19 protein-coding genes are annotated in these 19,219 nt (G+C 47.2%); 12 read left to right on the top strand and 7 right to left on the bottom strand.

What is annotated here, in order from left to right:
- Positions 1-90: 90 nt before the first annotated feature.
- Positions 91-807 carry a YebC/PmpR family DNA-binding transcriptional regulator gene (locus B853_RS17645; protein ID WP_005428886.1) on the top strand — a complete coding sequence of 239 codons (717 nt, stop codon included), beginning with the start codon at positions 91-93 and terminating at the stop codon, positions 805-807.
- Between the two features lie 83 nt (positions 808-890).
- Here the strand turns inward: B853_RS17645 and rodA are convergent, their stop codons facing one another.
- From rodA to B853_RS17630, 3 genes are all read right to left on the bottom strand, one after another.
- Positions 891-1,973: a rod shape-determining protein RodA gene (gene rodA / locus B853_RS17640; protein ID WP_010453683.1), complete on the bottom strand. Its 1,083-nt coding sequence runs from the start codon at positions 1,971-1,973 to the stop codon at positions 891-893.
- A gap of 304 nt (positions 1,974-2,277) precedes the next feature.
- Positions 2,278-3,288 carry a DUF2955 domain-containing protein gene (locus tag B853_RS17635; RefSeq protein ID WP_038883363.1) on the bottom strand — a complete coding sequence of 337 codons (1,011 nt, stop codon included), beginning with the start codon at positions 3,286-3,288 and terminating at the stop codon, positions 2,278-2,280.
- 10 nt (positions 3,289-3,298) lie between these two features.
- Positions 3,299-4,348 carry an HlyD family secretion protein gene (locus B853_RS17630; RefSeq protein WP_038883362.1) on the bottom strand — a complete coding sequence of 350 codons (1,050 nt, stop codon included), beginning with the start codon at positions 4,346-4,348 and terminating at the stop codon, positions 3,299-3,301.
- 119 nt (positions 4,349-4,467) lie between these two features.
- Between B853_RS17630 and B853_RS17625 the strand changes: the two genes are divergently transcribed.
- The 9 genes from B853_RS17625 to B853_RS17585 all read left to right on the top strand — a co-directional run bounded on the left by B853_RS17625 (position 4,468) and on the right by B853_RS17585 (position 12,792).
- Positions 4,468-5,388 carry a LysR family transcriptional regulator gene (locus tag B853_RS17625; protein WP_038883360.1) on the top strand — a complete coding sequence of 307 codons (921 nt, stop codon included), beginning with the start codon at positions 4,468-4,470 and terminating at the stop codon, positions 5,386-5,388.
- 84 nt (positions 5,389-5,472) lie between these two features.
- A complete protein-coding gene (locus B853_RS17620) occupies positions 5,473-6,141 on the top strand; it encodes a hypothetical protein (protein ID WP_017189795.1) in 669 nt (222 codons plus the stop codon).
- A gap of 9 nt (positions 6,142-6,150) precedes the next feature.
- On the top strand, positions 6,151-6,849 hold the full coding sequence (locus B853_RS17615) for an ABC transporter ATP-binding protein (protein WP_038883359.1): 699 nt from the start codon (positions 6,151-6,153) through the stop codon (positions 6,847-6,849).
- Complete coding sequence (locus B853_RS17610; protein ID WP_020197809.1) at positions 6,837-8,105, top strand: ABC transporter permease; 1,269 nt, start codon at positions 6,837-6,839, stop codon at positions 8,103-8,105. Before B853_RS17615 ends, B853_RS17610 begins: the two co-directional genes overlap by 13 nt.
- Positions 8,098-8,883, top strand: a complete 786-nt coding sequence (locus B853_RS17605) for an outer membrane lipoprotein-sorting protein (protein ID WP_038883357.1) — start codon at positions 8,098-8,100, stop codon at positions 8,881-8,883. Before B853_RS17610 ends, B853_RS17605 begins: the two co-directional genes overlap by 8 nt.
- 45 nt (positions 8,884-8,928) lie before the next feature.
- A complete protein-coding gene (locus B853_RS17600; RefSeq protein ID WP_038883355.1) occupies positions 8,929-10,257 on the top strand; it encodes a hypothetical protein in 1,329 nt (442 codons plus the stop codon).
- Positions 10,258-11,280: a sensor histidine kinase gene (locus B853_RS17595; RefSeq protein WP_038883351.1), complete on the top strand. Its 1,023-nt coding sequence runs from the start codon at positions 10,258-10,260 to the stop codon at positions 11,278-11,280.
- Positions 11,281-11,296: 16 nt separating this feature from the next.
- Positions 11,297-12,088: a LytR/AlgR family response regulator transcription factor gene (locus B853_RS17590; RefSeq protein ID WP_038883349.1), complete on the top strand. Its 792-nt coding sequence runs from the start codon at positions 11,297-11,299 to the stop codon at positions 12,086-12,088.
- A gap of 68 nt (positions 12,089-12,156) precedes the next feature.
- On the top strand, positions 12,157-12,792 hold the full coding sequence (locus B853_RS17585) for a DUF2268 domain-containing putative Zn-dependent protease (protein WP_038883347.1): 636 nt from the start codon (positions 12,157-12,159) through the stop codon (positions 12,790-12,792).
- Positions 12,793-12,895: 103 nt separating this feature from the next.
- Here B853_RS17585 and B853_RS17580 read toward each other — a convergent pair whose 3' ends face one another.
- From B853_RS17580 to B853_RS17565, 4 genes are all read right to left on the bottom strand, one after another.
- Entirely contained in the window at positions 12,896-13,390 is a 495-nt protein-coding gene (locus B853_RS17580; protein ID WP_010453659.1) for a peptidylprolyl isomerase, read from the bottom strand.
- Positions 13,391-13,512: 122 nt separating this feature from the next.
- The gene (locus tag B853_RS17575) at positions 13,513-15,174 is read right to left on the bottom strand and encodes a methyl-accepting chemotaxis protein (protein WP_029561180.1); all 1,662 of its coding nucleotides are present in this window, start codon (positions 15,172-15,174) and stop codon (positions 13,513-13,515) included.
- 175 nt (positions 15,175-15,349) lie between these two features.
- Positions 15,350-15,736 carry a thiol-disulfide oxidoreductase DCC family protein gene (locus B853_RS17570; RefSeq protein WP_038883345.1) on the bottom strand — a complete coding sequence of 129 codons (387 nt, stop codon included), beginning with the start codon at positions 15,734-15,736 and terminating at the stop codon, positions 15,350-15,352.
- 41 nt (positions 15,737-15,777) lie between these two features.
- Entirely contained in the window at positions 15,778-16,551 is a 774-nt protein-coding gene (locus B853_RS17565; RefSeq protein ID WP_038883374.1) for a DUF4344 domain-containing metallopeptidase, read from the bottom strand.
- 198 nt (positions 16,552-16,749) lie between these two features.
- Between B853_RS17565 and B853_RS17560 the strand changes: the two genes are divergently transcribed.
- Together B853_RS17560 and gltS are read left to right on the top strand one after the other, a co-directional pair.
- Positions 16,750-17,382, top strand: coding sequence for a CatB-related O-acetyltransferase (locus B853_RS17560; protein ID WP_038883343.1), 633 nt, complete (start codon positions 16,750-16,752; stop codon positions 17,380-17,382).
- A 561-nt stretch (positions 17,383-17,943) separates the two neighbouring features.
- A complete protein-coding gene (gltS, locus tag B853_RS17555; RefSeq protein ID WP_010453649.1) occupies positions 17,944-19,179 on the top strand; it encodes a sodium/glutamate symporter in 1,236 nt (411 codons plus the stop codon).
- Positions 19,180-19,219 lie beyond the last annotated feature (40 nt).

The following is a 19,219-nucleotide window of genomic DNA, read 5'->3' as shown; positions in this document are numbered from 1 at the left end:
CTCCCCATTTCTTTGCAGGGTGAAAAGGTAAAATTCTTCACTCTTTGCTAAAATCCTTCGCATTAAATTTGAATTTAGAGAGACATCCCGATGGGAAGAAGTTTTGAAGTGCGCAAAGCCTCTATGGCGAAAACTGCAGGCGCAAAAATTAAAGTTTATTCCAAATACGGTAAAGAAATTTACATGTGCGCGAAAAACGGTGGTGGTGATCCAGACATGAACTTGTCTCTGAAGCACCTGATCGCAAAAGCGAAAAAAGACCAAGTTCCTGCACACGTTATCGATAAAGCGATCGACAAAGCGAACGGCGGCGGTGGTGAAGACTACACACCAGCGCGTTACGAAGGCTTTGGCCCTGGCGGCACAAGCGTGATCGTAGACTGTCTAACAGACAACGGTAACCGTACATTCCAAGACGTTCGCCAATGCTTTGTTAAAGTGGGTGCGAAAATTGGTGTTGAAGGTTCTGTTTCTCACATGTTCGATCACCAAGCGGTATTCCAATTCAAAGGCGAAGATGATGAAATCATCCTAGAAACGCTAATGATGGAAGACGTGGACGTTACTGACGTTGAGCTAGAAGACGGTGTTATCACTGTATTCGCACCTCATACTGAGTTCTTCAAAACAAAAACTGCGCTTAACGGTGCATTCCCAGATCTAACGATCGACGTTGAAGAAATCACATTTGTTCCTCAAACTCACACGCCAGTTGCGGGTGAAGATGCAGAGAAATTCCAGAAGTTCCTAGATCTTCTAGACGACTGTGACGACGTTCAACAGGTATACCACAACGGCGAACTATAATTCGGTTTTCCAGTTGTAAAAAAGGCTTCCCGAGGGAAGCCTTTTTTGATCGTATAGTTTGCCTGTTTTATTGTGACTAGCGTTTAGGTGTTTCGGTACTTGGAATAACACAGTGACATGATCACGCCAAAACAGATACCTTGGGTTAGCATCGCCGTACCACCGTAGCTAAAGAACGGTAGTGGGCTCCCCATAACCGGCAATAAGCCACTTACCATGCCTGTGTTGATGAAGGCGTAAAGGAAGAAGCTCATCGCCAATGCACCGCTCACTAAACGACTGAAAAAGTGCTCAGATTGGCACGCCAGCAGCATTACACGCGCGGTAATGAACAAGTACAATCCCAACAACACCACACAGCCAATAAAGCCCCATTCTTCTGCATAGGTCGAAAAAATAAAGTCGGTATGGCTTTCTGGAATAAAGCCTAGCGTGCCTTGAGTCGCATTCATCCACCCTTTGCCCTTCATGCCGCCAGACCCAATCGCAATCAATGATTGAATTATTTGGTAGCCTGAACCCAGAGGGTCCGACTCAGGATCTAGGAACTGGGTGACACGGCTTTTTTGATACGACTCCATGACAAAGAACCAGAGTATTGGAGCTAGTGTAAGGACGCTCACTAAAAATCCACCAATTATCTTCCAGCTCATGCCTGCAAAAAACAGAACGAATAGCGTGTAAATGACGGTGAAGATAGCCCCATCTAGATCTGGTTGTAACGCGATCAATCCTGCAGGAATAAAAGTGATCAACAGACAGAAGGCGATTTTTCTAAAGTCTGGACGTCCACCTTCAATATGTAGCATCCATGCAATCATAATAGGGATCGAAAGCTTAATTAGCTCAGAGGGCTGAAAACGAAAGAAGCCAATATCGAGCCAGCGCTGTGACCCATTAGTACTATCACCAAACAAGGCAACGGCAGCCAAAAGAGAAACGGCAATGACATATAAATATGGTGCTGAGCGTTGATAACTGGACGCAGGAATCGACGACATCACCAAAATACACACCAGAGTCAAACCGCATCGAGCGAGGTGTTTATATAGCATAGCTTCATTGAATCCACTGGCACTCCATAGAGTGAGCGAACTCAATAGCATGATCGGAATGATCGCCATCAAAAGTGGCAAATCAATCCTAGGGAAGAAACGCTTGTTCATCTTCTACAACCTAAAAACGCCCCAAGCGGGGCGAAAACAACCAGAACTCAGCGAGCTCAAACTATTCCGATGCTAAGAATCCAATTTGGAAATAACAGACACTACGCAAGGGTGTGCAAAGAGAGGAGTGTGCGACGCTGCCTGTTATGGGTAAGCTGACTTGGAAAGTCGTGGGATGGATAAATACACCAGGCTGAGGTTTTACGCCACACTTTTTATAAGGTTGAAATGGAAATTGGTACAGACAGCGCAATGAAATGGGCAGATTCGCCTTAAGTATTGTGCACTTAAGGCGATGGCGTGATTACGCTTGGGATTTTTCTGCTTTATGCGTGAAATGGTATAGCGCCCAAAGCACAAACAAAGTCACGGTGAGCTCCCAAGCTCGAAGGAAGGTGCTTTCCAAGCCTAACTCGTTACTGGTCATGTAGAGTTGAATCGGCAACATGGTCGCCAATAACGCATCGGTATGGACATCTTTGGCTGGGCCTTTTGCTTTTGCCATTGATGCGGTAATCATAAAGGCAAGTAGACCCAATACGATGGTGTAGTAACCGAACGTGGATTGATGTCCTGCCATCAGTAAGGTGAACACTACGGCTAATGCGCAGCCACCCACTTGAGTTTGAAAACGGCGGTCAACCACGTCGATAAAGCTTTTGTGTGTGGTTTGTGTTGCGGCGGCAATCACTGGCACCAAACAAAACGTTGCTGAGATGATGTCGACAATCATCAAGAACGCCACACCAAGCCCAATCAGCACGAGTGAAATAGCTCGGTTCTCAAACGTGATTGGCTCTTCTTCAAATGCGGGTGGTTTGCCGCCACGTTCAACAGGGAACAGAGCTACCATGATTTTCGCGATGACCACGGTAATTAGCATCGACAGCAAGATTTCATGAATGCGCATTGGCATGTCCATGGTGGTGTGCTGAGCAAATACCACAATCAGAATCCAGTTGAAGGTTGGCATGAGCATCTGACCTTTCTTCGGCGGTGTGGTCGCTCTGCGGCGCATAAAATCGAAGAAGAACAAACTAATGGTCCATACCACAAATGGATGCTGTGAAAACACTTCGGTCACCACCAATGCTGCGCTTGCTGCTAATAACGTAGGCAGCAAGGTGCGAAGCAGACCAAGCCAAGAATAGTCTTTGTTCTTGGTCATGATGATGGTTGGGTACAGCGCCAGATAAACTGGAGAATCAAGATTCAGAAGTTTGCCCAGCACCATACAAGTCGTCACAGTAAGGGCAACACGCAGTGCTTCATTGCGCTCAGAGAGACTTTGAAACAGTTTTTCGAAGGTCCACATGGTTCACCTCCTAGTAGATGTAGCGGAACATCGCCACCAAGTGAATCCAAGCCGAGCCAATGACATCCATAACAGGATTGCCGCTTTCAACGATCACACTCGCTCGTGAACCAGAAATCATCGAAGGATCCAGCTCGTTAACTGTAATGCGGGTGCGCACTTTCTGTTGTTCACGGATCCAACGAGTATCATTGGTCACGCTAGAAAGCTGTCCATTAGCATTGTTGGTATCGTAAATCGCACGCTCTTGGCTGCTGACTTCACCAGTAAACACTTTGCCCGGTAGTGCATCGAAGGACACCAACACTTCGCGACCATTAGTTAGCTTATCAATACCTTTTTCGTTGAAGTCAGCACTGATCCACGCATGGGCTTCGTCCACCAGCATCAATGACGCTGTGCCTTGTGTAATGTAGCTGCCTGATTGCAGTTGCAAGTTCGTTACTACGCCTTCGGTTTGCGCCACGATTTGGGTGTGGCTTAAATCCAGCTCTGCACTGGCAAGTTTTGTTTCTGCCAATTCAATAGCCGCTGTGCGGTCTTGAGTAGAAAGCTCTGCCTCAATGCGTTTCACTTCTGCGTTCGCCGCTTCAACCGCGCTGCTGGCGACTTGTGTATTGGTGATCGCGTCATCAAGTTCTTGTTCAGTTGCCAACCCTTTGTTGCGTAGTTTCTGGTTACGCGTCAGTTTTTGCTTCGCGTTATGGTATTCGAATTCGCGTTGACTTTGGGTTTGTTTCGCTGCTGCCAATTGTTGCCATTTCGCGGAATCTGATTCACGTGCTTGGCGCAGTTCGGCTTTCGCTTGTGCCACTTTCAATTGGTAACTGCTGGCATCGATAGCAAAAAGTGGCTGACCTTTTTCAACCAATTCACCGTTATTCACCATCACATCTGTGATCACGCCAGATACCTCCGGCGCAATGGTTGCGACATTACGATGCAGTGTCGCTTGGGTGGTGAAAGGGGAAACATTGTCTGAGGTGACTAAAAAAGCGGAGAACAAAGCTGCCGCTGAAAAAACAGTGTATATCGCGTATTTATAAAAATTTTCTTTCACGTCTGTACCTAGTATTCATTCGTTATTACGCGCCGCGTTCACGGCATATTCGGGTCTCTTTTCTACGTGGGCTAGGTTATACTCATCTAAAATTGGAAAAAATAACCAATGGAAGAAGTATGAATTCCATATTTGGAAACGTTGATGATTTGTACCTGTTTTGCTCAGTGGTTGAGCAAGGCTCTCTACTCGCGGCAGCGAAAAAGCTCGAACTGCCGGTCTCTACCATGTCTCGTCGTTTATCGGCGCTGGAAGCACGTCTAGGGCTGAGATTACTGGAGAAGAAGGGACGTGAGTTGGTGGCAACCGAGACAGGCTTACAGGCGTTTGATCAACTCAGCAGTGCGATGGCGCAGATTGAATCTGGCATTTTGCAGCTCAACCAACAAAGCCAACAAGTCGAAGGGCGAATTCGATTGGTGATGCCAAGCCGCTTCTACAATGACTTGGTCGACAAGGTGGTTGAGGATTACATCAAAACCTACCCAAAAGTGACCATTGATCTTCTGCTTAGCCAAGTGAATTCGATTCCAGAAACCGATCGCGATCTGGTGGTGACGTTCGATTTGGATGGTTTGGACGATATGATCGCGCGCCCGTTGTTTAAAGTAGAGCACGCTTTCTTTGTTAGCCCTGAATACCTAGCGCAAGCGGGCGGTAATATTGAAACCTTACAAGATTTAGCCAAGCAAGACTGGGTAGCCAGCACACACACCACACAAGTGCCTATCTATCAGCAAGACAAGCTGGTGGACATGCTCAACTGCAAGCCGCGCTTAGTGGTCAATGACATAACTGCGGTGATAAAAGCGGTGGAAAACGGTTTGGGAATTGCGTCGATCCCATTACGCCACGTTAAGCCTGAATTGAATCTCGTGCGTGTCGCACCATCCTATAGCCGCGGGGATCGCGAAGCCTATTTGGTTTATCGTCAGCGTAATTATCAGCCTAAAGCGCTGACCTTAATGGTCGAAGCGATTTTGCAGGCTTCAGAGGAGCGAAACCATTCATCCTCTCTCAATACCATTCACTCCATATAACTGCCATTGGTCGCATGCAAAAGCAGCGTGCGATCTTCTCCCTTAATCTGAAACCATCAAATCACGTTCAACTAAGGACAGTACATGATGGTTTCTCAATCTCGCTCAATCAAAGCTCTTAAACTGGCAAGTACATTTATCGCCGCATTTGCACTCAGCAGCAATTTGGCTCTGGCTAATCCAAGCGAGCGCACACTCAGTCAATTCAACCAAGCAGCGCAGGGTGACTCTGGCTTAGTTGATACCGTTTACGGCGAATTATCCAAACAACTCGAAGAGCAGGGCGCAACGCCGGTGACCTTGGTGTATTTAGGTAGTGCTGAAACGTTGCAAGGTCGCGAGGCGTTTATGCCTTGGAACAAGATGAAGTTCACCGAGCGCGGTCTTGCCACTATCCAAAAAGGTTTGGATCTAATGGCGAATCAGCCAGTACCACTGCAAGAGCAACAACGCTTACAAGGCTTACCGGAATACCAATTAGCCACCGCCATGGCAGCCACTACCTTTACCTCTCTGCCAGACATGTTCAATCACTTTGAGCGCGGCTACGAGCTGTACCTTTCTCTGCTCGATGAACCGAGTTTTAGTCAGCAACCTTTTGCGGCAACGTCTTGGATTTATCGCTACGCCATTGAAGCGGCACTGCGCGCTGAAGACGTTCAACAAGCCAAAACATGGTTAGCGCAAATGGAGCAGTTGGGTGACAGCAATTTAGAAACGCAAACCGCGAAAGCGCTGCTAGCCAAGTATTAGGGAGGCGTCATGATCGTTTTTAATCAACTGAGTCGCGATTACGCCCTTGGCAGCCAAACCGTACGTGCATTGCGAGACGTGTCTGGTGAAGTGTTTGCCGGCGAAATGGTGGCATTGTGCGGGCCGTCTGGCTCAGGCAAAAGCACCTTACTTAACGTGCTTGGCATGCTGGATACTCAATACCAAGGTCAGGTGACATTTGCAGGCAGCCCATACCCAACTGGACAAATGCAGGCTGCGAAAATGCGCCGTGAAAAGCTTGGCTTTGTATTTCAAAAATTCAATCTTGTCCCCGTGATGACAGCGTTGGAGAACGTGGCGTATCCGCTTCATCTCAATGGCTTTTCAAAAGCAGAGCAAACCGAGTTCGCCACACAAATGCTAGAACACGTTGGCTTGGGCGAGTTTATTCATCACATGCCAGACAACCTATCAGGCGGTCAGCAACAACGCGTGGCAATTGCTCGTGCGTTAGTACATAAACCAGCGTTGGTGATTGCTGATGAGCCAACCGCAAGCCTTGATAGCCAAACTGCCAACAAGGTCATCGACATTATGAAAGGGCTCGGACACGAGCTTGGTACCACTTTTATCGTCGCCACACACGACCCTCGTATGGCATCCCGTTGTGATCGCACCATTGAATTGGTGGATGGCAAAATTACCCAAACGCACGCAAGTGTGGAGGAGGTTTCATGGGCAAGCTAATTCCAGTTTCGGTTCGCCTTGCTTGGTTGAACCTGCAACGTAATCGCCGTCGCAGTTTATTGTCGATGCTGATCATTGCCATTGCGGTGTTTGCGTTAACCAGTGCGGGTGGTTTTGGTCTGTACACCTACGACAGTTTGAAAGAATCGACAGCACGTGACACGGGGCATCTGACGTTAACCACGCCAGGTTATTTCGCTAAAGAAGAAGAGATGCCACTGAGTAACGGTTTAACTCACGCCGACGACATCACCAAGCAATTGATTGGCTTAAACGAAGTGCGAGGCGTGCAGCCGCGAGTTGAATTCAGCGGTTTGATTTCCAACGGCAACAAGTCCTCGATCTTTATCGGCATTGGCGTCAACGAGCGCGAATTCGATATGAAGGGACCGTTTTTGGATGTGCGCGAAGGGCAGACGCTGTCCAACATTCATGCATCGCGTTATGACCCAGCAGAACCAGAAGTGATGCTCGGTGTTGATTTGGCGAACAACCTAAGCGTGCATGTTGGTGATTGGATTACCTTGCTGGCAACCACGACCGACGGTGCATTGAACGCGTATGACTTCAAAGTACGTGGCATCTACTCAACCGGCGTACCTGAGCTTGATAAACGCCAGCTTTACGTGCACATCAACAGTGCGCAATCGCTGCTCGGTTCAGACAAAGTCAGCGCGTTATCTGTCTTTCTGTTCGATACCAGTTTAACTAACCAAGTCGAGCAACAAGTGGCTTCGGTTCTGAGTAAGCAAAAGCAGAACTTTGGTGACCAAGATATTGAGATTACGCCTTGGCAAGAACGTGCGTTCTTCTACCTCAAAGTGAAAGATTTGTACGACCGTATCTTCGGCATCATGGGCGCAGTAATGGCGTTGGTGGTCTTTGTTGCGCTGTTCAACACCATGACCATGTCGGTCACCGAGCGTACACGTGAAATCGGCACCTTGTCAGCACTTGGTAGCTACCCTCGCGAAATCATTGCTGGGTTCTTGCGCGAAGCGGGGTTACTAGCGGTGATTGGCAGCTTAATCGGCGCTTTGTTTACTGCATTAGTTACCATTTTACTGATGGTCGTGGATGTGCAAATGCCGCCACCACCAGGACGCACAGAAGGTTACCCATTGACGATTTACTTCTCTTGGGAGCTGGTGGCTGTCGCAGGATTTGCAGTATTGATGATTTGTTTGATTGCGGCGTTTTTCTCGGCGCGCAAAGGAGTGAACAAGCCAATTACGGAGGCACTGATTTATGTTTAATTTCAAATCACTATTACCAATTGCACTGCTGACGGTAAGCGGCATCGCAAGCATGAATGCCAGTGCGAATGAAACTGCGCTAGATGCACTGCAAGTTGCGCAATTGATTGAAAAAGCGGACAGTTACCGCTTGCACGATGATTCCTCCAAAGTGGTGTCACTGGTGCGCTTATATCAAGACCAAGAGTTAGATAAAACTCGCCTCTATCACGTGTACACGCGCCCAAATCGTGAATCACTGGTGGTGTTCAAATCTGCGGTTGAAGCCGGGCAAAAGATGCTGATGATGGGCGACAACTACTGGCTGCAAATGCCAAAGAGTCGCCGTCCGATTCGTATTACGCCGATGCAAAAGCTGCTTGGTGAAGCGTCTATCGGCGACATCTCAACCCTGACGTGGAGCCAAGATTATCAAGGTGAATGGAAAGCGACAGAAACTGTTTCGGTGAATGGAGAAAGTGTTGCGGCTTATCACCTTGCCTTAACCGCGAAAACCAAAGGGGCGAGTTATCAGAAGATCGACTTGTGGTTGTCTGAGCAAGATGCGTTTCCAATCAAAGCTGATCTTTACTTGCGCTCTGGCAAACTCGCCAAGCAAGCGCAATACGGACGTGCAACCGACAACGGCGAAGACTACGTCAGTGAGATGACCTTGCTTGATAGCATTCAGCCGAGCAAAAAAACCGTTATCGAGTACCAAGAAATCGTGCCTTGGCAACTGGACAATAAGTTCTACAATCCAAGCTATTTGTCTAAAGCCAACACGACTCAGCTTTAGCTTCAACTCCGTAAACAGAGCGATTAAAACGAGCAAGGAAGTCACATGAAACCGCACCAGCTTAACCTTAACAAAAGCACCAGTCTGTTGATTGCTGCGTCATTGTGTGTGGGCGTTGCAGCCCCAGTTTTTGCCAATGATGAACTGAGTTTTGAGTGGGATTGGGCTGTCAGTTACGAAACTACCAAGCAGCGTGATAGCGCATTTATGCAGGCGCAGGGCAGTTCTCGTGATTCACTTAATGCACTGTTGGATGTGCAGGTGAATTATCAGAACTTCAGTGGTTTGTTCGCTCTGTATAGCCAAGGTTTGTACCTCAATCAACAAGGAAAGAGTGATTGGTGGAGTGAAGCTGATAACCAATTGCTGATTAGAGAGCTGGCTTGGCTAGGGGAGTGGCAAGTCGGTGATACCACTCTTGATGTGAGTTTGGGTAAGTTACGCGTGGATTGGGGCGTGGGTTATGGCTACCGACCTTTGGATCTGTTTAAGCCTTATCGACAAAACCCGGTTGGCTTAGTCGCAGAAGAGGGGGCGGGTGTGTTTTCACTCTCACACTACGATATGGCAGGCGAGTGGACGGTGATTGCAACGGATTCAAGCTGGGGGCAACAAGACCAGAGTGCTCTTGATCAAGCCGCAGAGCAGCAAGGTGTTGGTATTCGTCGATACGCGCTGGTGGGGGACACCGAGTATCAACTTATTGGTTATTACGATGATGTGCGCCGAGGTTTACTCGGAGCCAGTGCCATTGCGGTGTGGGATGAATCCATCGCCATGCACGGTTCCATGCTGTGGCAAAAGCAAAGTGTTGGGTATCAGTTTCAGCAGGATGATCTTTACCAACCCGTTTCGGTTGAGGACCAGGGCAGCGCATTCCAAGCCTTAATTGGATTGAACTGGGCAAACCAAGCCGGACACAACGTGATTGCTGAATATTGGTACGACAGCCGTGCATGGTCGAAAAGCGAATGGCAACAAGCAATAGAACGTGGTGAGCTACTCTCTCAACCCCTTAATCCCCAAACGTCTCTGCTTGCAACAAGCTACGCCCAAGGGTTTCAGCATGCCAATATCGTTCAGCATAACGTAATGCTGCACTGGAGTTGGGATGTAGAAGCGTGGGCGGCATGGAACGGTAAAGCGGATATGGGCTGGCTAAGTGATGTAACCCCTACGTTGGATGTGATGTTGTCGCCACAAGATGGTGGTGTGATTGTCACCCAGTGGCTTAACTACCAATGGATTGATACTGGCGATCAAAGTGTAGAAGTGGAAGTTGCCGCACGCTTTTTAACCGGAGACGACCAATCTGCTTACGCACAAATCAATGATAAGTATATGATTGTATTTAATATCAAAGGGAAATTCTAAATGTGTTCAGCAAAATCAGTGGTGAAAAGTGGATGGCCGCGTAGCTTATTAGTGACCACGGCATTTTGTCTCTTTATTGCAGCAATGACGCTCTCGGTTTGGGGCGGTCCATTCTACATTCATGTGGCGGTTAGCTTTGGATTTGGCTATTCGGCTATCTTCTTCTCATGGCTTGTCGACCGCCTATTTCCTACCATTCCTCGTTTGGCGGAAGTGGCTATCTCGCTGACGGCTTGCCTATTGTTTGGTGTGGTGAACGCCCAGCTTTGGCTTGGGGAATACTTCGGTATCTCAAGTATGCTGTCGGTTGGTCTCATGGGGTTGTTATTCAGTGCCATGTGCTTTTTCTATTTCTATTCACGCGAGCAACATGCGATCGCTCAGCGAGAGTTGGAAGCCATCAAACGCGAGAAAGCAGAGCAAGATCGTGCGCTGTTGCTGAGTCAGCTTAAGCAGATGCAAAGCCAGATTGAACCGCATTTTTTATTCAATACCTTGGCAAATATCAGTGCGCTCATGTCGCAAGATGTCGATAAAGCCAAGCTGATGCTAGAACAGTTAACCGCGTTACTCCGTGCAACGCTTAAAAGCTCACGCGAAGAGCACACCACCATAGACAATGAAACGGCGTTAATTGAGGCTTACTTAGGTATTCAACAAACTCGTTTGGGTGATCGACTCAGTTACAAGGTTGAGGTGGAAGAGGGGTTAGGCAGAACCGAGTTACCGCCGATGATGCTACAACCCTTAATCGAAAACGCCATCATCCATGGTATTGAGCCGAAGCGAGAAGGTGGTGAAGTCAGCTTGCTCATTAAGCGCGAACAGCAGAACTTGAAGATTGAAATCAGAGACACAGGTGTTGGCTTGAATCACGTTAGTGGGCACATGGGTTCAGGCGTGGGTTTAAGTAATCTCAAGCAGCGAGTTGAAGCTTTGTTTTTAGGTAAGGGAGAGGTCTCCATTAGTGAGTCTGCTCAAGGTGGCGTTTGTATTCGCTTGAGTTGGCCAATTGAATCGTGATTAGGGAAAGATATAAATGAATACTGGGTTTACTGCGATTATTGCTGATGATGAACCGTTATTGAGGCGTCATCTAGATAAAAGCCTAGCTGAAGTGTGGCCTGAGCTAGAGGTAATTGCCAAAGTTGCGAATGGTGAACAAGCATTGCAAGCCATTGAGCACAACCAACCTGACATTGCGTTTCTCGATATTCGTATGCCAGTTTTGGATGGCATGACACTAGCGCAAAAACTCAATCAACTCGCCAATCCACCTTTGATTGTGTTTGTCACCGCGTACGATGATTACGCCATCAAAGCCTTTGAACAAAATGCCGCCGATTATTTGCTCAAGCCTATCTCGGATGAGCGTCTCCTGACGACGTGTGAAAGAGTGAAAGCACGCCTTGCTAAGCGAGAGCAAGAAAGTAGCAATGTGCAGATGAGCAGCTTGTTAGAACAGTTACAGCAATTATCCGCTCCACAAACGCCGCAATATCTTCAGTGGATTAAAGCGACGCAAGGGGAAGATATCCATCTGATTGCCACGTCTGATGTGCTGTATTTCAAAGCGGAAGAAAAATACGTTTCTGTGTATGCCCAACAAGGGCAAGGCAAAGTGCAGGAGTATTTGATTCGCACATCGTTGAAAGAGTTGTTAGGGCAGCTTAATCCAGAACAGTTCTGGCAAGTGCACCGATCAAGCGTGGTGCAAGTGTGTAAAATTAGCAAAGTAAACAAAGACTTTGCCGGAAGAATGTTTGTGCATGTTGGGGAAAACAAGCTCCCCGTGAGCCGTGCATCTCAAAGTTTGTTCAAAGGGATGTAATCGCTAGAACTGCTCACTCTTTACACTGTAAACTCGCAGCTCTTAACCCACATTATCAAGGAAGATAAATGAGCTATCGCGTAACCCTGCTAAATGCGACGGGAGAGTTGTCTCCACTCGCTGAGTATTTGCATCAGAAACTTGATGATCTGAGCTCACAACTTTCTAGTTACTTTGATCTCAGTAACATCGACCTGACCGTTAGCCCGTTTGATCGCAATGATGTACCGCAGACGGGGATTGGTGGCTATTGCTTAAGCGCCTATCGTGTAGAGATTCTGCTTGATACTCAACGTGCAGATATTAAAAACGTTATTGAGAAAGAACTGGCTGCGGTGCTAGCGCATGAGTTGCATCACCTGTTCCGTATGCGATCGGGAGAGAATGGCGTTGCGCTTGGTGATGTGCTGATTATGGAAGGTTTAGCTTGTCATTTCGAACGTAAGGTGAATGGAGGCATCACTCCGAGCTTGTTTGAGCAAATCAAAGATCAAGATTGGCGTCCTTTCTATGCTGAGATGAAAGACAAGCTGACCAGCTTAGATTACAACTTCGACGCTTACTTTCTTGGCAGTGATGAAAGCCGCTGGCCGAAATACATGGGGTATTGGGTTGGGTACAACCTTGTCGCTGAATATCTGGTGGACTTTCAAGGCTCTGAGCTTGATTTAGTCGGAGCAAAAGCCGAGCTTTTCTATCAATAACTCCGGCACAAGCCAGTCATAAAAACAAAAAGCGCCTAAGTCATCAGACATTAGGCGCTTTTATCGTTTTATAGTGATGACCTCTCCGAAGAGGCGAGTGTGCTTATTCGCTGATTGTCACTTTCTCAATAATGATTGGATCGCATGGCACATCATCATGACCAAGCTTAGAGGTCGTTTTCACTTTCGCGATGCGGTTTACGACATCCATACCTGCGATCACTTTACCAAACACTGCGTAACCCCAGCCTAGGTTGGTGGTTGCGGTGTGGTCTAGGAAATCATTGTCTTCCAAGTTAATGAAGAACTGTGCCGTTGCAGAGTGCGGTGCATCGGTACGCGCCATTGCGATAGTGCCAACAAGGTTCTTTAGACCACGGTTTGCTTCGTTCGCAATCGGTGCACGCGTTGGCTTTTCTGTCATGTCTTCGGTGTGACCGCCACCTTGGATCATAAAACCATCGATAACGCGGTGGAAAATGGTGCCGTCGTAGAAGCCATCTTCACAGTATTTTTTGAAGTTCTTTGAACTAACTGGCGCTCGTTCTAGGTTCAGTTCAATTTCGATGTCACCGAAATTGGTGGTCATAATAATCATCTGGTTTTGCCCTTGTAGGTGCTAAGTTGGCGGCATTATAGCTAAGTCGCATTATGATAGCAGAAATAAAAACAGCGACGTTTTGGCGTCGCTGTTTGCATGTTGAGTGCTTGAGGAAAGCTCTAAACCGTAAAGCGACCGACCAAGTCGTACAGTTCGTTGGCTTTGTGGTTGAGGTTGCCACTGCCTGCACGGTTTTGATTCGCAAGGCTTGCCGACTGACTGCTTTGTTGAGAGATCACTTCGATGCGTTGTGAAATCTCTTGGCCAACTTGGCTCTGCTCTTCAGTTGCCGTAGCGATCAGCGTGTTCATGTCCATGATATTAGCGATGGACGCTTGGATTTCTTGTAATGCAGAGGAGGCAGCACGAGCTTCTTCAACGGTTGCTTCACCACGCGCTTGGCTGGACTCCATTGCCTTCACAGCGGCATCTGACCCTGACTTCAACTGTTCAATCATTTGATGAATCTCACCAGTACTGTCTTGAGTGCGGCTCGCTAACTGACGAACTTCATCAGCTACGACTGCGAAACCGCGTCCTTGCTCACCCGCACGCGCTGCTTCGATTGCAGCATTCAACGCCAGTAGATTGGTTTGTTCGGCAATGACTTGGATAACTTCTAGAGAAGACGATATGTTTTGTACATCGCTCTCTAAGCGAGAAATCACTGAGCCTGCTTCAGATACTTCTACAGCCAATGCTTCAACAGAGCTCGCTGCGGAGTCTACGATGTGCTTCGCTTGTTGTGCATTCTCATCGGCATCTTTTGCTGATTGCGCAGCTTGGTTGGCGTTGCTGGAAATCTCGTGCGCCGTTGCTGTCATCTCGGTCATTGCCGCAGCGACTTGCTCGGTTTCTTCTCGCTGACCAGAGGCAAGTTCGTCAACTTGAGAAGCTCGCTGAGACATATTGTTGGTTTCAGAAACGACTTCTTCACCAACATGGCTCACACTCTTAATAATACCCTGTAGGCTTTCTACAAACTTATTGAAGTTGTTACCGAGCTGTTTGAACTCAGGCACATTTGATTCTTCCATACGCGCAGTCAAGTCTGCATCGCCTTGTGCGAAAGAGTGAATTGAAGCATCAAACTGCTCAATAGGCTTCATGATACTGCGGTTAACAAACACAGCGAAGACCGCAACGATGGCGGCAATCGAGACACAGAACAGAGCGATAGCAGTCAGTGTTGTGTTGAGAGCTTGGTGCGCGGCTTCTTCCATGTTTGCCACAATGGCATCGATATCGTCAGTGTAGAAGCCCGTACCCAGCATTAGATCCCATTCAGGAATAAAGACCGAGTAGCTTAGTTTTGGTAGGGCTTCGCTCTGACCGAGTTTCGGGAAGTAATAAGTGGTGAACTCGCCAGTTTTGGAGTTTTTGAGCAAGTCCTGAATCAGGTAGTTGCCTTTCTTATCCTGCAAGTTATAGAAGTTTTCCCCGATGCCTTTAGTGTTTTTACCCACCACCACACGCACGCCTTTTGAATCGTAACCGAAGATGTAGCCGGATTGACCAAACTCTAACTGTTTCAAGGTAGGCAGTGCTTCTTCAAGTGAGGCGTTTTGAGCGAGTAGCGGTTCGACAGCGGAACGCGCCATTTGGACGTAGTTTTTGAGCTCGGCTTTTTTCATCTCCATCATCTGACTTCGCGTCTGCTCAATTTCGTGTTTGTTGTAGGCGGTGGTTTGTAAATAGGTAAACCACATCATACCTATGGCTATGGTTAGAACAGGTATGATGGAAAGAATATAGAGTCGCTTTCTTATGGTTAGATTCATGTAGACTTCCTTACTTCTCGGCTCTGCGATACAGCGTTATGGGCTTGTCCCCACAACTGTTATGTTCATATTTTGTTCTTGTTATGGTTAAAGACTACCCGAACTAAACTGAGAGAAGTATTGGAAATTGCAAATCTAAGACTAAGGTATTATCTAAACTGGTAACCGATCACATTTAACGTGAACACGAACCGTTATTGCAGCGAGAAGTGCCCGTTAACCAGTAGGAGACGCGATAGCGGTTTTTGGCAAATTTGAGGTAAAGCCAGTCCGCAACAGGTTTGATAATGCGCCAACGCAGTGGAGCGTATAACCAACCACGACCAACCAACTGCCATGCTCGATGAGTTACATCCAACCCAAGCAGAAGTTCGTCCTTCTCGTTGAGGGCGTGCAAAATGGTGTTGGCTTGCTCAGGGTCGATTTGCGGATAATCGGCAAATGCGTCGCTGTAGATGTCGACGGTTTTGATCAACTGCTTGTTATCGCGCTGTTTTAGTGCGTTCATCTCTTTGGCGCACAAGGGACAAGTGCCATCGTAAAATACGGTCAGTTTGGTCATGATTGAGCTCATTGTTGGCTATTCTTATCCCTTTTACGCGATTATTTTTCTTTTAGTTCATTGTCTTGCAAGTAATGCTGCCAATTATCACGGATGTTGCCGTAATTGAATTGGCAGAACTCTTTGCGATCGCGTAAGTAATCTTTTTCTACTTCATCGAGCAAGGCTTTGTATTGCTCAGGATCACTGCCGTAAACCAGACACAGGGTAGAGAAGTAACGCTGCAGATCGAAACTGTGCTCATCAATGTACTCGCCAAAATCGTAGTAGTCCGGTCTGTCGTCGGATTCGAATGCGAACATGTCCGCAGCACTGATCGCCACATCGGCACCGTCATCAACGTAATCAATCAGCAAGATGGTGGCGAAGTTATCGACCGCATCCTCTTCTTTACCCAATACAGGAATGTTTTGATCGGCAATGTAAGCGTGTCCACCTTCGTGCAATAAAGTGTGCAGCAAAGTATCGAGTGCGCCCGTTTTCGGTGCTTTACCGTAACGTTCTTGGTACTTGTTGTTGGTAAAGTAATTGAATGATTCTAGATAGAAGGTATAGGGAATGTGGATGGTGTGGGATTCTGGATCGTAAAGCGGACCATCTTCACCACCGTAGGTCAGCGTTAATGTGTGATCAAACGGGAAGTAATCATCAGAAAGCTGGACAAAGATGTCGTTCACTTCACTGTTTTCAATTACTTGTGCAGCAAAGCGATCGTCGGCCGTTTCCGTTGGGAGGTATTCGATTTTAATGTTTTCGCTCGCAGACGCTGTGGCAGCAAACAGCAGCAGAGAGGCAAAGGCAGAGTGACTTTTCATTTTCGGAATCTTGTTATTTGTTTGGTTTGCTTGAAAATTATACATGGTTTTTATAGTGTGCGCGTTGGAGGGCACATTCATGAATAATCCATTACTACTGCAACCCCGCATCCAATAGGCGTCGTTGACTGAGAACGCAGCAACAACGCCACGAGAAATCGTTCCGTGGCATACATTTACTCTATTGAGGTAACTGCCATGAAAAAACACTGGTCCAAATTTCAGTACCTGCACCAAGTGGTGCAAAACCAAAATATCCACATCAAAGGCACCCACAGTTACTACAGTGATTGTTGGGATAACGGCTTTGAAGATTCGGTCGTGCGCTATCTGCATGGCGATGAAGTCAGTAAAGCGTGGCAGCCAAGGTGGGAAGTCGATCAGCTTTACATTGGTGACTACGTTTGTATCGCGGCTGAAGCGGTCATTTTGATGGGCGGCAACCATAATCACAGGACGGACTGGTTCTGTCTGTATCCGTTCCTTGATGACGTTGAGCAATCTTACCAAGGCAAAGGCGATACCGTGATTGGTGACGCAGTTTGGATTGGCATGCGTGCGATGATCATGCCCGGTGTCACCATTGGGGAAGGCGCAGTGATTGCCGCCAACAGCGTGGTGACCAAAGATGTCCCGCCTTACACTGTGGTCGCAGGATCTCCGGCAAAGCCTGTTAAGCTTCGCTTCGAGCAAGACACCATTGATAAGTTGCTTGATCTGCAAATTTATTCGTGGAACGAGGCTAAGTTCGAGGCGCTTCGTGCTTTCATCTGTAGCAATAATATTGAACAGTTGATCGTTGCGGAAGCAAACTATGAAGGTGGCGAATAACACTGAAATGAGGAAAATTTTCAGCGATATGTTATAATCCCGCTCCGTTGTGACGAGAACACTTGTTGCAAGCTTGAGAATTTCCCTGGATTCGGCTCGTTCAAAATTCCATGAGTCAGAGTTTTTAAACTACGATGGGATACAAGCAAACCCAAATGTTAGGGCGCCATTTCGGCGCTCTATTCGTTATGACGGGAAGGAACTTTGCTCGATAGTGATGATCACTTTCTGTTTATGTAAGGGAGCCCGATAGCGGTTCAGAAAGTGTCACTCGAACAATACTCACAACATGATATCCATCTCGTACAAGCAGTCATTTTTGCTTGTCTATGAAGGGGATAAGAAGGAGCTTAACAGGCTCCTTTTACATTTTAGGGCTTGCGAATAGCGCGTAAATCAGAACATCGCTTAACGACCGTCCCTTAAACTAGCCTAAGGCGCATTTAACACAACCTTTTGAGTATTTTCGGAAAAATTTGGCGAGAAAATTTGCTATTGAACAGAGCTTAAACTAACACTCAATCATTACGGAGGATGAAGAGAACAATAATAAGAGGCGATATGAATCATTTAATATCTGTAGGTGCACTGGAATCCTTTTTGGTTGCGATCAGTGTGCTTTTTTTGGGGCATTTTATTAATGCTAAACTACCGATCTTAAAGAAATTCAACATACCTGAGCCGATTGTAGGTGGCTTGATTGTGGCCTGCATCATTACTGCTCTTCATTTTAACGGCATCGATTTGGAATTCGACTTGCCGTTGCAAAATACATTCATGCTGATGTTCTTCTCTACCGTTGGTTTGGCAGCAAATTACACTCAGTTAATGAAAGGGGGCGCGAAGGTTTTCATCTTCTTAGCAGTCGCGTCGTTCTACATCATCATTCAAAACGGTGTCGGTGTTTCACTGGCAGCGGCATTGGGTTTAGATCCGCTGATGGGGCTTATCGCTGGTTCGATTACTCTATCAGGTGGTCACGGCACGGGGGCGGCGTGGTCACAAACTTTCCAAGACGTTTACGGTTTGAATAACGTATTGGAAATCGCGATGGCGTCAGCAACATTCGGTTTGATCATCGGTGGTATCATCGGTAGTCCGGTTGCGCAGCGTCTGGTCGAAAAGAACAACATCGAATCTGAGTATGGTCGTGGTGGTCGAGATGCCAAAACCCACGAGAAATTCCCAGAGTTGGTGACGTACAACGAGTACGAAGAAGACAAAGTAACCGCGAAAAAAGTGGTTGAGAAACTGTTCTTCCTATTGATCTGTGTAACAGGCGCTAAGTACGTAGAACAATGGGTGAGCACTTACGACATTCAATGGCTGATGATTCCAGACTTCGTTTACGCGTTGTTCATCGGTGTGATCATCACTAACTTCTTGGAAGTGACCAAGATTCGTAAGTTGGATGCCGAAACGGTCGACATGTTAGGTACGGTGTCGCTGTCTCTGTTCCTAGCTATGGCTCTGATGAGTCTGAAACTGTGGAACATCTTCGACCTAGCAATCCCATTCTTGGTGATTCTGGGCGTGCAGTCAGTGATTCTGGCTATCTTCACCTACTACGTAACGTTCAAGGTGATGGGCAGCAACTACGATGCTGCGGTTATCGCAGGTGGTCACTGTGGTTTCGGTTTGGGTGCTACTCCAACGGCGGTAATGAACATGGGTTCTATCGTAAACCGCTTTGGTCCATCACCACAGGCGTTCATGGTTGTGCCGATTGTTGGTGCCTTCTTCATCGACATCGTTAACTTGATCATTCTACAAGGCTACATTTCGTTCCTTGGCTAGATAGATTAAGACGTCAAATAAAACAAAAGGTCACAGTGTT

This window comes from Vibrio rotiferianus CAIM 577 = LMG 21460, from assembly GCF_002741985.1.
GTDB lineage: Bacteria > Pseudomonadota > Gammaproteobacteria > Enterobacterales > Vibrionaceae > Vibrio > Vibrio rotiferianus.
The sequence above is the reverse complement of the archived record's forward strand: the minus strand, read 5'-3'. Positions and strand labels throughout refer to the sequence as shown.